Annotated in this window: 15 protein-coding genes and 1 pseudogene; 11 read left to right on the top strand and 5 right to left on the bottom strand. The window is 73.2% G+C overall.

The genetic code is table 11. The features are described 5' to 3' along the window. Nucleotides 1–33: 33 nt before the first annotated feature. Nucleotides 34–1,185, bottom strand: a complete 1,152-nt coding sequence (locus tag ACEY2A_RS03495; protein WP_374929490.1) for a glycerate kinase — start codon at nucleotides 1,183–1,185, stop codon at nucleotides 34–36. Nucleotides 1,186–1,295: 110 nt separating this feature from the next. On the opposite strand from ACEY2A_RS03495, the gene ACEY2A_RS03490 reads away from it, so the two are divergent. After that, nucleotides 1,296–2,828, top strand: a complete 1,533-nt coding sequence (locus tag ACEY2A_RS03490; protein ID WP_374929489.1) for a DUF222 domain-containing protein — start codon at nucleotides 1,296–1,298, stop codon at nucleotides 2,826–2,828. 80 nt (nucleotides 2,829–2,908) lie between these two features. Then, nucleotides 2,909–4,231, top strand: a complete 1,323-nt coding sequence (locus ACEY2A_RS03485) for an MFS transporter (RefSeq protein ID WP_374929488.1) — start codon at nucleotides 2,909–2,911, stop codon at nucleotides 4,229–4,231. Here ACEY2A_RS03485 and ACEY2A_RS03480 read toward each other — a convergent pair. Together ACEY2A_RS03480 and ACEY2A_RS03475 are read right to left on the bottom strand one after the other, a co-directional pair. Next, on the bottom strand, nucleotides 4,206–4,814 hold the full coding sequence (locus ACEY2A_RS03480) for a class I SAM-dependent methyltransferase (protein WP_374929487.1): 609 nt from the start codon (nucleotides 4,812–4,814) through the stop codon (nucleotides 4,206–4,208). The genes ACEY2A_RS03485 and ACEY2A_RS03480 overlap by 26 nt on opposite strands. Before the next feature lie 14 nt (nucleotides 4,815–4,828). Beyond that, a complete protein-coding gene (locus ACEY2A_RS03475) occupies nucleotides 4,829–5,422 on the bottom strand; it encodes a DUF5701 family protein (RefSeq protein ID WP_374929486.1) in 594 nt (197 codons plus the stop codon). 70 nt (nucleotides 5,423–5,492) lie between these two features. On the opposite strand from ACEY2A_RS03475, the gene ACEY2A_RS03470 reads away from it, so the two are divergent. The 8 genes and pseudogenes from ACEY2A_RS03470 to ACEY2A_RS03435 all read left to right on the top strand — a co-directional run bounded on the left by ACEY2A_RS03470 (nucleotide 5,493) and on the right by ACEY2A_RS03435 (nucleotide 12,111). After that, entirely contained in the window at nucleotides 5,493–6,215 is a 723-nt protein-coding gene (locus ACEY2A_RS03470) for a PIG-L deacetylase family protein (RefSeq protein ID WP_374929485.1), read from the top strand. 1 nt (nucleotide 6,216) lies between these two features. Beyond that, nucleotides 6,217–6,819 (top strand): DUF402 domain-containing protein, encoded by a 603-nt coding sequence (locus tag ACEY2A_RS03465; RefSeq protein ID WP_374929484.1) that lies wholly within the window; start codon nucleotides 6,217–6,219, stop codon nucleotides 6,817–6,819. A gap of 70 nt (nucleotides 6,820–6,889) precedes the next feature. Then, nucleotides 6,890–7,246, top strand: coding sequence for a YciI family protein (locus tag ACEY2A_RS03460; protein ID WP_374929483.1), 357 nt, complete (start codon nucleotides 6,890–6,892; stop codon nucleotides 7,244–7,246). 7 nt (nucleotides 7,247–7,253) lie between these two features. Further along, nucleotides 7,254–7,934: an O-methyltransferase gene (locus ACEY2A_RS03455; protein ID WP_374929482.1), complete on the top strand. Its 681-nt coding sequence runs from the start codon at nucleotides 7,254–7,256 to the stop codon at nucleotides 7,932–7,934. Between the two features lie 42 nt (nucleotides 7,935–7,976). Beyond that, the gene (locus tag ACEY2A_RS03450; RefSeq protein WP_374929481.1) at nucleotides 7,977–8,579 is read left to right on the top strand and encodes an acetyltransferase; all 603 of its coding nucleotides are present in this window, start codon (nucleotides 7,977–7,979) and stop codon (nucleotides 8,577–8,579) included. A gap of 210 nt (nucleotides 8,580–8,789) precedes the next feature. Beyond that, nucleotides 8,790–10,457, top strand: coding sequence for an ABC-F family ATP-binding cassette domain-containing protein (locus ACEY2A_RS03445; RefSeq protein WP_374929480.1), 1,668 nt, complete (start codon nucleotides 8,790–8,792; stop codon nucleotides 10,455–10,457). A 256-nt stretch (nucleotides 10,458–10,713) separates the two neighbouring features. Then, nucleotides 10,714–10,785, top strand: a pseudogene (locus ACEY2A_RS03440) (hypothetical protein); the annotation flags it as partial. Beyond that, a complete protein-coding gene (locus ACEY2A_RS03435) occupies nucleotides 10,765–12,111 on the top strand; it encodes a M4 family metallopeptidase (protein ID WP_374929963.1) in 1,347 nt (448 codons plus the stop codon). The pseudogene ACEY2A_RS03440 and the gene ACEY2A_RS03435, both read left to right, overlap by 21 nt. 277 nt (nucleotides 12,112–12,388) lie before the next feature. Here the strand turns inward: ACEY2A_RS03435 and ACEY2A_RS03430 are convergent, their stop codons facing one another. Together ACEY2A_RS03430 and ACEY2A_RS03425 are read right to left on the bottom strand one after the other, a co-directional pair. Next, a complete protein-coding gene (locus ACEY2A_RS03430) occupies nucleotides 12,389–12,952 on the bottom strand; it encodes a GNAT family N-acetyltransferase (RefSeq protein WP_374929479.1) in 564 nt (187 codons plus the stop codon). 232 nt (nucleotides 12,953–13,184) lie between these two features. Further along, complete coding sequence (locus ACEY2A_RS03425; RefSeq protein ID WP_374929478.1) at nucleotides 13,185–14,102, bottom strand: aminoglycoside phosphotransferase family protein; 918 nt, start codon at nucleotides 14,100–14,102, stop codon at nucleotides 13,185–13,187. A 104-nt stretch (nucleotides 14,103–14,206) separates the two neighbouring features. Between ACEY2A_RS03425 and ACEY2A_RS03420 the strand changes: the two genes are divergently transcribed. Then, nucleotides 14,207–14,617, top strand: a complete 411-nt coding sequence (locus ACEY2A_RS03420) for a VOC family protein (protein WP_374929477.1) — start codon at nucleotides 14,207–14,209, stop codon at nucleotides 14,615–14,617. Nucleotides 14,618–14,746 lie beyond the last annotated feature (129 nt).

The raw sequence follows: 14,746 nt of genomic DNA, 5'->3' as shown, positions 1-14,746 counted from the left end.
CAGCGGCCACGCGGTCGTCCCCGGGATGGCCCGTCAGGCGTGTCCCTGGCACCCCCGCGCCAGGTCCCGCCCCACCTCGCGCAGCAGCGGCACCGGGTCCGCCAGGCAGCGCGCGACGTCGGGCTCGCGGTCCGTCAGCGCCAGGACTCGGTCGAAACCCGCCCTCCGCAGCTCCGAGGGGGTGAGCGCGCTCGTCCCGCAGACGGCCACCACCGGGACACCTGCCGCTCGGGCGCGCCCGAGCACGCCCGCCGGCGCCTTGCCGTGCAGCGTCTGGGAGTCCAGTCGTCCCTCACCGGTCACCACCAGGTCGGCATCTCGCAGCGCGCTGTCGATGCCGGCGAGGTCCAGCAGGTGCTCCACCCCCGAGACACGCCGCGCGCCCAGCGCCAGGAGCGCGAAGCCCACCCCGCCGGCCGCCCCCGCGCCGGGCCGTGCGCAGGGTCCGTGCCGGCGCGCGTCAGCACGTCCCTCCAGTGGGCGAGCGCCGTCTCGATGCGGTCGACGGTCCTCATCGGCCCCCTTCTGCGGCCCGTACACCGCCGCGGCACCCTGTGGCCCGACCAACGGGTTGGTGACGTCCGCGGCCAGCACCAGCTCCACGCCCGTCAGGAGCTCGCGGGCCGGGGCCAGGTCCACCGAGGCGGCGCGTTCCAGGCCGACCACGCCGTCGGGGACCTGTTGTCCGGACTGGTCGCGGACCACGGCCCCCAGCGCGCGCAGCATCCCCAGGCCGCCGTCGGAGCAGGCCGAGCCGCCCACGCCCACGACCACCCGGCGACACCCCGCATCGAGTGCGGCGGCGATGACCTCGCCCGTTCCCCGGCTGGAGGCGGCCAGGGCGCGCGTGGCGTCGTCGGTCGGCCGGTGGGCCTGGACCGGCAGGGCGATGCCGGAGGCCGCGGCCAGCTCCACGAGCGCCTCGTCCCCGCCCGGGGCCATCGCCCACTGCGCCTCGACCGGGTCGCCCCAGGGACCAGCCACCGCTGCGCGCTGCCCCTGCCAACCGCGGGTCAGCGCCACGTCGAGGGTGCCCTCACCCCCATCGGCGATGGGGAGGCAGCGGACGTCGGCGGCCGGCTCCACCCCGAGGATCCCGTCGCGCAGTGCTGCGGCGACCTGTCGCGCGGTGGCCGACCCCTTGAACGAGTCGGGCGCGAGGACGATGCGGGAGGGCGAGGGCATGGTGGGGCCATGGTCTCGTAGGTGGCTTGAGGCGATCCTGTCCACAGAATCCTGTTTCCTTGTGCATCGTACAGGTGTTGTGGTACCGTGTGGTCAGGAAGGGGGATTCCATGGACGAACAGTCAGAGGGACGGTCCGGGCACGAGCCGTCGGACGACCTGCGCGGGGGAGCGCCACCGGGGGTTCCGCTGCGCGCGGCCCTGCTGCGACGGCGCAGGAACCTGGGCACCACGGCGGCCGAGCTGGTGGACACCATCCGGGAGCTCGAGGAGCTGCGCAACGTGGTGGCCGCGATCCAGCTGGAGGCGGTGGCGCAGCTGCGCCGGGTCCAGACGCTCGAGGACCTCGAGGCCGGGGTGCCGGAGGAGATGGCGGGGGAGTGCACCGCATCGATGGTGGGACTTGCCCGCCGGGAGTCGCCGCACCGGGGCTCGCAGACCACCTCGCTGGCGGAGACGTTGTCCGGGGACCTGCCGTGCACCTTTGCCGAGATGCTGGCGGGGCGGGCGACCGAGTACCAGGCACGACTCGTGCAGACGCACGCCAGCCACCTGACGCCTGCTCACCGGCAGGTGCTCGACCAGACGATCGCGCCGCGGCTGGAGGAGCTGTCGCCCCGGCGGGTGACGAATGCCGTGAAGGCCGAGGCCTACCGGCTGGACCCCGAGGGGTCCCTGGAGCGGGTGGCCCTGGCGCACAAGGACCGCCGGGTGGGACTCCAACCCAAGCCGGACACGATGACCCTGCTGACGGCCTACCTGCCGGCGACGCAGGGCGTGGCCGTGTGGGCCGGGCTCGACCGGGAGGCCCGCTCGCGCCGCGCGGTGGGTGACGAGCGCAGCATCGACCAGTTGCGGGCCGACATCCTGGTGGAGCGGCTCACCGGGCAGGCCACGGCCGATGCGGTTCCGCTGGAGGTCCAGCTCGTGGTGCCGGCAGGGTCGATCTTCGGTGGCACCGCCGCGCGGGCGGCGTGGAAGGAGGGGCCCTGTGAGGCCGTTGACCCCCGCAGCAGCAGCGCGGGCGTGGGCAGCGGAGGCAGCATCCGCGCTGTGCCGGGCCGCCTGACCCGAGACGACGAACCAGCCTTCCTCACCGGTTACGGCCCCCTACCGGCACCGCTGGCGCGCCGGATGGTGCGGGACTCTGCGGCGGTGACGCTGCGGCGGCTGCTCATGGATCCGTTGCGCGGCACCATCGTGGGACGGGAGTCCCGGAGCCGCGTGTTCTCGAAGGGTGACCGCGAGCTGCTGGTGGCCCGGGACCGGTTCTGCCGCACCCCGTGGTGCGACGCAACGATCAGGGAGGCCGACCACGTCGTCGGTTGGGCCGAGGGCGGCGCCACGTCGATCGACAACGGTCAGGGGCTGTGCAGCCGCTGCAACCAGACCAAGAACCATCCCCGGTGGGGCACTCGCCCCGTCCTGGTTCCGGGCGCTGGGAAGGCTGGCGACACGGACCCTGCCGGCGGATGGATGCGGAAGGTCCGGCAGCTCCGGGGCAGCGACCGGGTGCGGGCTCGGTCGAGGGGATCCACCGCCGACGAGGTCCTGCAGCCGGGTCCGCCCCAGCAGGTCGCGGTCGTCACCACGACACCCACCGGTCACAGCTACCGCAGCCCGGTCCCGTCGCTCACGGAGTGAGGTGGCGTGCCGCCCGTGGGGCAGGATGACCGACGGCCCCACGACCGACGGCCCCACCACCCCCGCGAAGGAGAACCCCTGTGAGTGCACCCGGTGTCACCACGCAGCCCGGCGTGACCACCGCCGCCGAGCGGGAGGCCGTCCAGTCGCGCACCCTGCGGGTGGTGGTGCTCAGTCAGGTGCTGGGCGGTGCCGGACTGGCCGCCGGCGCCACCGTGGGTGCACTGCTGGCTGAGGAGATGCTCGGCTCGCAGGGCCTGGCCGGCATCCCCGTGGCCGTGGTGACCCTGGGGTCGGCGCTCGCGGCCTACCTGGTCGGACGCGTGACACAGCACAGGGGCCGCCGGCTGGGACTGGGTGCCGGTTTCGCCATCGGCGGCATCGGCGCAGCGGGCGTGGTGCTCGCCGCGGTGCTGGGCCAGGTGTGGCTGCTGTTCGCCGCGCTGTTCGTCTACGGCGCCGGCACCGCCACCAACCTGCAGGCCCGCTATGCCGGCACGGACCTGGCCACCCCGCAGCGTCGCGCCACCGCCGTGAGCATGGCGCTGGTCTCCACCACCGTCGGGGCCGTCGCCGGGCCGAATCTGGTGGAGCCGCTGGGGCGATTGGCCGGCGCCTGGGGCATCCCTCCGCTGGCCGGCCCGTTCATGCTCGCCGCCGTGGCCTACCTCGCCGCCGGCGCGGCCCTGCTGGTGCTGCTGCGGCCCGACCCCTTCCTCCTCGCACGGTCACTCAGTGGAACCCCCGCCGACCCGGACCCGGCCGCCACGGCCGAGGTGGCACCCGGAGGAACGCCGGCCGGCACGGTCCCGCCGGTGCGCACCACGGCCTGGGTGGGAGCTGGGGTGATGGTGCTGACCCAGGTGGTCATGGTGGCGATCATGACCATGACCCCGGTTCACATGCGCGCGCACGACCACGCACTGGGGGCCGTGGGTCTGGTGATCAGCCTCCACATCGCCGCCATGTACCTGCCCTCCCTGGTGACCGGCGCCCTCATCGACCGTGTGGGGCGCCTGCCCATGGCCGCCGCAGCCGGCGTCACCCTGCTGCTGGCCGGCGTCGTGGCCGCGTTCGCCCCGGGGGAGTCGATGGGGTGGATCGTCGCCGCGCTGGTGCTGCTGGGACTGGGTTGGAACCTCGGCCTCATCTCGGGCACGGCGCTGGTGGTCGACGGCACCGTGCCGGCCAACCGGGCCCGCACGCAGGGCACCATCGACGTCCTCATCGCCCTGGCGGGCGCCGCCGGTGGCGCCTTCTCCGGCATCGTCGTGGCCGCCTCGAGCTTCGCCGGACTGTCCCTGCTGGGGGCGGCCCTCGCCGTCGCCGTGGTGCCGATGCTGTGGCTCGCCGTCCGGGACCGCCGGACGGCCGAGCTCAGCCCCGGCGACGCAGCACGCTGACGGCGTAGTCGCCGTCCTCCTGCCAGGGCCGCAGGTCCCAGGTGGCGAAGCGGTGCTCCAGGTGCAGACCCGCATCGGGCAGCAGCGCGTCCAGGGTGGCGGTGTCGAAGCCCGTGTTCGTGCGACAGCCCACCACCAGGAACCCGTCGGCCACCAGGTGCGCGGCCACGCGGGACAGCACGGAGCCCCGGTGGTCGGGGGCTACGAAGTCCAGGACGTTGCCGGCCAGCATCGCGCCGTCGAAGGGCTCGGGCTGGCCGTGCTCCGCGAGGTCCAGGGTGGCCAGGTCGGCGACCACCCACGTGCCGTCCGGGTGGTCCTCGCGGGCGGCGGCGATCAGTGCCGGGTCGAGGTCCACGCCCACCGCATCGAAGCCGAGGCGGGCGAGGTGACCGGCGTGGCGACCGGGGCCGCACCCCGCATCGAGCAGGCGGGCACCGCGCGGAGCGAGGACGTCGAACAGCCGCGTCTCGCCCTGCAGGTCCTCCCCTCGGGCGGCGAGCGACCGCATCCGCTGGATGTACCAGCGGGAGTGGGCGCCGTCGTCGTCCAGGCCGGGCCAGGTGGAGGTGGGGGAGCTCATGGCGCCAGTCTCGCTCACGCAGTCCGTGCCCCCACCGACGCGATGCCGAGCCAGGTGTGCCGGTTGCCCGCCCAGCACCAGCCCAGCTTGGGGGCGTCCTTGCGGTCGGCGCCATCGCGGCCCGTGCCGTTGCTGATCCACAGCGCCGGCACCCGCTTGTCCAGCGTCCCGGCACGGCGACCGGGCTTGCGCGAGCCAGGCGTCATGAAGCAGTGGTTGCGCTCGATGACGTCGGGCTCCTGCAGCGCCCAGCACACCCCCTCGGCGGCGGTCATCGGCTGGCGGCCGCGCGCCGCCAGCTCGGGCGTTACCTCATCGGGACTCTGGTTGGCGTACTCGTCACCCCGCTGCGGATCCTCGATGGCGTAGAGCGGCGCCTCGGGCAGGTCGACGCCGGGCGCCGGGCCGAACTCCGCCAGGTCGGTGAGGTCCTCGACGACGAAGCCCGCCTGGTCGCCGCGGCGCAGGTGGGGCACGAGGTCGGCGAGGCTCACCGCATCGGGGCCGATGACGAGCAGGTCACCGCGCAGGGTCGGTGGCAGCGGCGGGAGCTCCAGGCCGAGTGAAACGAGGCGGCTGTGCTGGGTGGCGAGGTCGGACAGGGTCAAGGGCGCTCCTTCATCGGGTCCGGCGACAACGCCCGGGTGGGCGCGGTTCATCCCGCCCTACGCTGGGGCCATGAGCGAGCTGCCCCTCTTCGACTCCACCGGCCTCGAGCGCGTCCTGTGCGTGGTGGCCCACCCCGACGACATGGAGTACGGCGCCTCGGCCGCGGTCTCGGCGTGGACCACGGCAGGCGTGGAGGTGACCTACCTGCTGCTGACGCACGGTGAGGCGGGCATGCCCGACCACCCCGATGAGGTCCGCCGCATCCGCCCCGCCGAGCAGCAGCGGGCGTGCGAGCAGGTGGGCGTGGAGGACCTGCGCGTGCTCGACCACCCGGACGGCGTGCTGGAGCTGACGCTCGGGCTGCGGCGCGACATCGCGCGGGTGATCCGACAGGTGCGGCCGCAGGCCGTGGTGACGATGGGGTGGGCGGACATCGCGCCGTGGGGCGTGAACCAGGCCGACCACCGGGTGGCGGGGCTGTCCACGGCCGATGCGGTGTCGGCCGCCGGCAACCGGTGGATCTTCCCCGAGCTGGTGGACGACGAGGGGCTGGAGCCGTGGTCGACCACGTGGCTGCTGGTGACGGGGACGGCGGACCCGGATCAGGTGATCGAGGTGGGGGCCCACGACGTGGCCGCGGCAGTGGCCTCGCTGGAGCAGCACGAGGCCTACCTCGCGGCGCTGCCGAACCACCCGGTGCCGGCGGAGTTCATCCCGCAGATCCTGGCCGGCGGTGGGGGCCGAGCAGGGGTGGAGGCCGGACTGCCGGTGCGGGCGTTCAAGGTGGGCTGACATGACCTTCTGGCAACCCGGAGAGGTCATCCACTGGTGCTACGGGCCCCCGGCGGCCCAAGCGGTGCACCCCATGCGCGTGGTCCGCGACGACGAGGCCGGCCTGGTGGCGTGGCTCGCGGTGGGGACCCCCGCCCTGCAGCGAGTGCGCGCGGACGGGCGGCCAGTGCGCAGTGATCCCGCAACCCTGTTCACGGCCCCCCGCGTGGTCGCGCCGAGGGTGTGGGAGACCCAGGGCGTGCTGCGCATCCAGACCCCTGGGCAGTGGTGGTCCGTGTGGCTGCTGTTCGCCCCGGGGACGCACGAGTTCCGCGGGTGGTACGTCAACATCGAGCAACCGCACGTGCGTGAGGGACAGCGGACGATGAGTGACGACCTCGTGCTCGACGTCGTGGTCGATCCGCAGCGCAACGCATCACGCAAGGACGAGGACGAGCTGGAGCTGGCGGTGGAACAGGGTCGATTCACACCCGACGAGGCCACCCGCATCCAGGCCGTGGCCGACGAGGCCGAGGCGGTGATCGATGCCTGGGGGTCCCCCTTCTGCGACGGATGGGAGTCCTTCCAGCCCGACCCCGCCTGGGGGCTGCCGCCGGCACCCTAGCCCCCCGGGGTCCGCGGTGGCAGGATCACGGCTGAGGCGCACCGAGCCCCCCTCACCCCCGGGAGTTGCCATGCAGTTCATGCTCACCGTCCACAACGCGGTCACCGCCGCCGACTCGTTCGGCGCCTACGCCGACCAGAAGGAGATGGAGCAGGCCATGGCCGACACCGGCGCCTTCAACCAGACGCTCGTGGATGCGGGTGTGCTGCTGCACGTGGGCGGCCTGATGCCGGGGGAGACCGCCACCGTCGTCGACGCCACGGGCGGCGAGGCCACCCGCACCGAGGGTCCCTACCTTCCCGGCGAGCGCGTGGGCGGGTTCTGGGTCATCGAGGTGGACGACCGGGAGAAGGCGCTGCAGTTCGCTGCCGCCGGATCGGCTGCCTGCCGCGCGCCGGTCGAGGTGCGTCAGTTCGCGGGGGTCTGAGGTGGGGATGCCGCCGTGGCCGGATGCCGAGGCGGTGGACGCCTACCTGGTGCGGACCCTCACGCCTGACGACGAGGCGCTGACGGCGGCGGCCGAGCGCGCCGCATCGGCCGGCTTGCCCGACATCGCCATGGCGCCCAACCAAGCGGCCCTGGTCGCACTGCTGTGCCGCCTCATCGGCGCCCGGCGGGTGCTGGAGGTGGGCACCCTGGCCGGGTACACCGCCATCCACCTCGCCCGCGCGGTGGGGGAGGACGGACGGGTGGTGACCCTCGAGATCGACCCGGAGCACGCCCGGGTGGCGCGGGCCAATCTCGCTGCCGCCGGCGTGGGCGACCGGGTCGAGGTGCTCACCGGCCGTGCGGCGGACACCCTGGAGCGGCTCGTCGATGAGGGCGTCGGCCCCTTCGACCTGGTGCTCATCGACGCCGACAAGCCCAGCAACCCCACCTACCTCCAGGCGGCGCTGCAGCTGACGTGGCCGGGCGCCGTCGTCGTGGTGGACAACGTGGTGCGGGGCGGTCGGGTGGCCGATGCGGGGTCGCAGGATCCAGCGGTCATGGGCAGTCGGCAGGTGCTGGAGATGATCGCGGCGGACCCCCGACTGGAGGCGACTGCCTTCCAGACCGTCGGCAGCAAGGGGTGGGACGGGCTGGCGATCTGCCGGGTGGTGGACGCTTCCGCCTGAAACCCGCTTGCCGCCGGCGAGCCCGTCCGGTTGTCTCGGGGCATGAGCCGCACTCGCATCCTGCGCCAGGAGGACCCTGAGACAACCCGTCTGCTGGCCGAGGGGTGGGTGGTCGCCGGGGAGTCCTGGGGCGCGCGGCTGGAGGCTGGGGAGCAGGACCTGCCCCGGCTGGACGCGCTGGCCGCGGCGCTGCCCCAGGGGTACCGCCTCTGCGTCCTCACCGCGGACGATGCCGCCGACATCGCCGCGCTGGACCGGGCGACGCACGCGGACTACCCCATCGGAGCCGCGGTCTTCCACGATGCCGTGGACGCGGCAGGCGCGCGGGCGCTGACCGAGCGCGGCGTCGTGCACGGCGTGCGCACCGCATCGGAGGAGCTGGTGGCGATGACGGCGGCCCACGACACGGGGACGCTGGTGGAGACCGAGTTCACGGCCGTCCACCCGGCACACCGGCGGCGGAGGCTGGCCGTGGCGGTCAAGGCGGCATCCGTCGCGGCGGGGGTGCGCGCTGGCCACCGGCGCTTCGGCACGGGCGGCGCGCAGGTGAACGCGGGGAGCCTGGCGATGAACCGGGCCGTCGGCTACGACGTCACCGAGCGCTGGGTGACGCTGGTGCCGCCGACAGCCACCTCAGGTGGGTGATCACGGGCCGACGCCCGCCTGGGAAAACCATTGGATCCCACCGTCACCCGTCACCTACGGTGCCGCCCATGGGTATCGCCTCGATGAAGCTCTGGACCCGTCGCTGACGGCGGCGGAGTCCACGTCCTGATCTCCGCACGCCGCCCCGGCCCACCCCGCCGGACGGCCTCTTCGTGCTGCCCGGCTCCCCAGACGAGCTGAGAGATCACCATGACGAACACCCATCCCGAACCCACCCCCACCACCACCCCGCGCAGTGCCGTCCCTGCGGGAGCCGGCGCCCACGTCCGAGCCCAGGGCATCCACGTCACCCTGGGTGAACGCCCTGTCCTGCGGGAGGTCGACGCCACCGTCACCGCGGGCTCCCGCCTGGCGATCGTCGGCGAAAACGGCCGCGGCAAGACCACCCTCCTGCACGTGCTCGCAGGCACCCTCGTGCCCGATGCGGGGAGCGTCGCCCGGGTGGGCACCGTCACCTTCGTGGAGCAGGCCCTGGGGAGCCGCGCGGGCCAGACCGTCGGCGACCTGGTGCGTGACGCCATCGCCGACTCACAGGACGCCCTGACCCGACTGGACGCCGCCACCGTCGCCCTCACCGAGGGCACCCCGGGCGCCGACGACGCCTACGCCGCCGCACTCGATACGGCCACGACCCTCGACGCGTGGGACGCCGAGCGACGAGTGGACGTGGCCCTGGCCGGACTGGACGCGTGCACCGACCGCGAGCGCCCGCTGGCCACGCTCTCGGTGGGGCAGCGCTACCGGGTGCGGCTGGCGTGCGCGCTGGGTGGCGCCGCAGACCTGCTGCTGCTCGACGAGCCGACCAACCACCTCGATGCGGCGAGCCTCGCCTTCCTCACCGAGCGGCTGCGTGAGCACCGCGGCGGGGTGGCCATCGTCAGCCACGACCGGGCGCTGCTGCGGGACGTGGCCACCACCTTCCTGGACCTCGACCCCAGCCGGGACGGCCGTCCCCGCCAGTACGCCGGTGGCTACGACGCGTGGGTGCAGGGCCGGGCCGCCGACCGTGCCCGCTGGGAGCAGGAGCACGCCGAGCAGGTGGCCGAGCGTGCCCAGTTGGCCCAGGCCGCAGAGGAGGCACGCAGCCGGCTGCGCACGGGCTGGCGGCCGGACAAGGGCACCGGCAAGCACCAGCGCGCGACGCGGGCTGGGGGAGTGGTGCAGGCGTTCAACCGGCGGCAGGAGGAGCTGGAGGCACACGTCATCGACGTGCCGACGCCGCCGATGCGGTTCAGCTTCCCCGCGTGGTCCACGGTGGCCGGCCGGGCGGTCGTCAGCGCTGACTCCGCCGGCGTGGACGGCCGACTGGCCCCGACCGACGTGGACATCACCGGCGGTGACCAGTTGGTGGTCGTGGGCCCGAACGGGGCGGGAAAGTCCACCCTGCTGCGGATGCTCGCCGGCGACCTGGAGCCCACCACCGGGCAGGTCCACCGCCACCCGGCGGCACGGATCGCCCTGCTCTCCCAGGAGGTCCCGGACTGGCCGGAGCACCTCACCGCGCACCAGGTGGTGGAGCGGCACGTCGAGGAGCTCGCTCGGCAGGGCGGGCGCGGCACGCGCGGCACGTCCCCGTCATCGACCGGGTTGCTGGACCCCGCCGCCCTTCGTACACCGGTGAGTCGGCTGTCCCAGGGGCAGCAGCGGCGCCTGCACCTGGCGCTGTGCCTGGCCGAGGAGCCAGACCTCCTGCTGCTGGACGAGCCGACCAACCACCTCTCGGCGGCGCTGGTGGACGAGTTGACCGGGGCGCTGCACGAGACGCCCGTGGCCGTGGTGGTGGCCACCCACGACCGGCAGCTGCTGGCAGACCTGGCCGCATGGCCGCGGCTCACGGTGCACCCGTCCGGCTCGTGAAGCACCTTGGCGCAGGTCAAGATCTGCTCCGGAGTGGTTCTGCATTCGGCCAGAGCCCTTGGCAGGGGCCCCGCATCGGCCAACGGTGAGCAGAGGCACTCGGGCCACGGTCAGGGTGCCCACCCCCACCCGTGGGCCGCACCGGATGTGTGCGGTCCCCTGACCCAGGAGCCCCCATGGCCCACTTCCCGCGCCGACGCACCCTGCTGGCCATTGCCAGTGCCACCCTCACCACCACCGCCCTGATGGCACCGAGCACATCCGCTACGACCGCACCTTCGACGGGCTGCGCGTGGTGGGCGGCGACATGGTGGTGGCGGTGACCCCCGACGGCAGGGTGGCCGAGACGCGCAAGAACGCGTCGGGCGAGGTGGCCGTGGCCTCCACGACCCCCACGCTGTCGAAGGCGGCGGCCCTCTCGCGCGGCAAGATGGCCTCCGCGGCGGCCACTCAGGACGCCCCCGAGGGCGAGCTCGTCATCTACGCCGGTGGGGACGAGCCCCGCCTGGCCTACGAGGTGGTGACCACCGGGATCAAGGCCGACCAGACCCCCTCGCGCGTGAAGTCGTATGTCGATGCGGAGAACGGCGCCCTGCTCGCGTCGTGGGACGAGATCGTCCACGCCGCCGGCACGGGGGAGAGCCACTACGTGGGCAACGTGCCGCTGACGACCTCCGGGTCCACGGGCGCGTTCACGCTGGAGGACGAGGTGGGCAACGTGACCACGGACCTCAACCACTCCACCTACGGCAACGGCGAGGTCTTCACCGACGAGGACAACGCCTGGGGTGACGGCACCACCAGCGACCGGGCCACGGCCGCCGTGGACGCTCACTTCGGCGCCGAGAACACCTACAAGTACTTCGAGTCCGTGCACGAGCGCCGGGGCATCTGGGACGACGGCCGCGGCGCCCGCAGCCGCGTGCACTACGGCACCAACTACGGCAACGCCTTCTGGGACGGCGAGCAGATGACCTACGGCGACGGGTCGGGCTCCAACCCGCTCGTGGCGCTCGACGTGGCCGCCCACGAGATGACCCACGGCATCACCGAGAACACGGCCAACCTCGTGTACCAGGGCGACCCGGGTGGTCTGAACGAGGCGACCTCCGACATCTTCGGCGCCGCGGTGGAGTTCCACGTGGAGAACGGCGAGGACGCCGGTGACTACCTCATCGGCGAGAAGATCGACATCCGCGGTGACGGCAAGCCGCTGCGCTACATGGACAAGCCGAGCAGGGACGGCAAGTCCGTGGACTGCTGGTCGACCGACGTGAACGGCATGGACCCGCACTACTCCTCCGGCCCGCTGAACCACTGGTTCTACCTGGCCTCGGAGGGCTCGGGCGCCAAGGAGATCAACGGTGTGGCCTACGACTCGCCCACCTGTGACGGGTCGACCGTGACCGGAAGCAGCCGGGAGGCCATGGAGAAGGTCTGGTACCGCACGCTGTCCACCAAGCTGACCAGCACCTCGGACTACCCGGCGGCGCGTGAGGGCGCCATCGAGTCGGCCATCGAGCTGTTCGGCGCGGACTCCGCCGAGTGCAAGGCCACCGAGGACGCGTTCAACGCGATCGCGGTGCCGGCGGGTGCCGCCGCCTGCGCGGCGGGCTCCACGCCCGCCTCGAAGGGGGCCGTCAGCACGCGCTGAGTGTTCTCCCTCGGGCGGGGCGCTTCCTCATCGATGAGGGGGCGCCCCGCCCGCGCGTAGGGTCGAGCCCATGGAGGATGCCGCGGCGGCGCGGGCGGTCGGGCTGCGTGGCCGGGCAGGGCGGCGGTAAGCAGTGGCGAAAGCCCGCTCAGCGGTCACTTCTCCACTCCGTGGCGACGTTGAAGCACAACGACCGCTCAGCGGTCATTTCTCCACACCAACGAGACGTTGAAGCAAAACGACCACCCTCCGCGGGCGCCTGCTGGGCAAGCCCCGCTCAGCCGGCCAGGACGGCCATGTAGTGCACGTCCACCCATTCGCCATCGAAGCGCAGCGCCTCCCGGCCGGTGCCCTCGTGGACGAAGCCGACCTTCTCGTACACGTGCCGCGCACGCGGGTTGAAGTCATAGACCTCGAGGCTGATGCGGTGCAGCCCCATCGCTCCCAGGCCGTGCTCCACCACCATCCGCGTCGCCTCGGTGCCCAGTCCACGACCCCGCCCGGCAGCGCCGATGAGGCACCGGAAGCTGCACGACGCATTGCCCTCGTCCCACTCGTTGAGGACCATCTCGCCCACCATGTCGCTCGTTGAGTTGTCGATGACGGCCAGCACCAGACGGTCGTCCGCCTCGGCCCACTGCGCGTAGATCTCACGCAGGTTCGCCAGCGGCAGGCCGGCAGGTTCCTCGGTGCTGGAGTGCACCGACCCCGTGAGGCGGGCGACCTCCCCATCGGAGCGGATGATCGCGTCGATGGCGTCCGCGTCCTCGGCATGGATGGGGCGCAGCGTGACGAGGTCACCGGTGAGGGTCGGCTTGTTGCTGAACGGAGTGGAGGACATCCGGACATGCTCCCGGCGTGGGGAGGGCGTCCACAAATGAGTTCCGCCCGCCGGCACGGCGGATGCTGCGGACCTGCGACAGGACCGTGCGCTGAGCGAACGGCGGGCGGCCCGGCGGCAGCACACAGTGGTGAAACGACCGCTCAGCGGTCACTTCGCCACTCCTTGTCGACGTAGTGGCAAAACGACCTCCCACCTCCGGCTCAGCGCACCGTGGGACGAGGGCTGACGCTCACCCGGCACCCACCTCGGCCAGCAGCTCCTGCACGGTCTCCAGACAGCCCTGCGCAAACTCGGGCCAGCTCTCCCAGTAGTACGGGATGCCGCTGAGGTTCACCACGACCTTCCACGCCGTGGCCCGGGCCCAGGTGTCGTCGTCCAGGCCCAGCTCGCGGCGGTAGGCCTCCCGGGCCGCCCGCGGGAACTCCCACAGCGCCGCGTGCTCGGCCGTCGGGTCGCCGATGCTGAGGCACCCGAAGTCGATGACGCCCACCAGCACCCCATCGCGCACCAGCAGGTTGTCCGCGCGCAGGTCACCGTGCAGCCACACCGCATCCAGGACGGGGGAGGGGGTGCCCGCCGCGCGGTCCCACAGACGCTGCAGCGCGTCGAGGTCGAGCCCCAGGTCCACCCGGCGCGCGAAGGAGCGCAGCTCGTCGATGGCCTCCTGACCCTCGGCGCGGAAGTCGGACAGCCGCCGCCCTCGGTACCACTCCAGCGCCCCCTCAGGCGTTGCCCCGGCCAGCTCGATGCGGTGCAGCGCCCGCACGAACACCGCCAGGTCCACCCCGAAACGTTCCCAGTCGCCGACCGTGCCAGGCCCGGGGTGCTCGCCCTCGATCCACCGCAGCACCGACCACTCGAACGGGTAGCCCTCGTCCGGCTGGCCCCAGAACACCGGTTCTGGCACGGCCACGGGCAGGTGCGGCGCGAGATGCCCCAGCCAACGCTGCTCCTTGGCCACATCCTGCGCGGTGGACGGCCGCCGCGGCAGGCGCAGCAGCAGGTCGTCGCCGAGCCGCATCATCACGTTGTCGGTGCCGTGCCCGGCCGGGGTGAGGGGCAGCTCGCGCCACTGCGGCGTCTGGGAGTCGATGAGGCGGCGCGCGTCGGCGGGGGAGACGGGCACCTCATCGGCATGGAGGGTCATGCGCCCATGGTGGGCGATGCCGCGCGCGAGGGACAGCAGTTTTGCACCCACCGCGGTGCCGGGTTCTGAGACGCTGAGACCCACCCCCGCGACAGGAGACCCTCGTGCACATCATTCCCTTCCTGACCTTCCAGCCCAGCCGTGGCCAGCGCGCGGCCGAGGCGATGGCCTTTTACACCGAACTGCTCGGCGGGGAGGTGCTCAGCCAGACCCTCTGGGGCGCAGACGGTCCCGGGGGCGCCAAGGCCGAGGGCACCGTCATGACCGCCGAGTTCACGGCCGCCGGGCAGCGGATGCGGTGCAGCGACAGCCCGGTGCACCACGAGTGGACCTTCTCTCCCGCCCAGTCGCTGTGGCTCGAGTGCGCCGATGCGGAGGAGGTGCAGCAGCGCCTGGAGGCCCTGGGCCGGGACGGGCAGGTCTTCATGCCCTATGACGACTACGGGTTCGGGCCCTTCGGCTGGGTGGCCGACCGGTTCGGCGTGAGCTGGCAGGTGGGCGTCGCCCAGGACTGATCACCGGGGCGCACCGCCGCTCGGGGCGCCCACCGGCTGGCAGGGGTTGACGTCCGGGCCCGTTCCGCAAGACTGGGCGCAGAGCGGGGGTCCGCCTCGCCCCACCCACGCGCCCTCCGGGACGCCACC

It is taken from the genome of Kytococcus sedentarius (assembly GCF_041937525.1).
In the GTDB taxonomy this organism is placed as follows: Bacteria; Actinomycetota; Actinomycetes; order Actinomycetales; family Dermatophilaceae; genus Kytococcus; species Kytococcus sedentarius_A.
The sequence above is the reverse complement of the archived record's forward strand: the minus strand, read 5'-3'. Positions and strand labels throughout refer to the sequence as shown.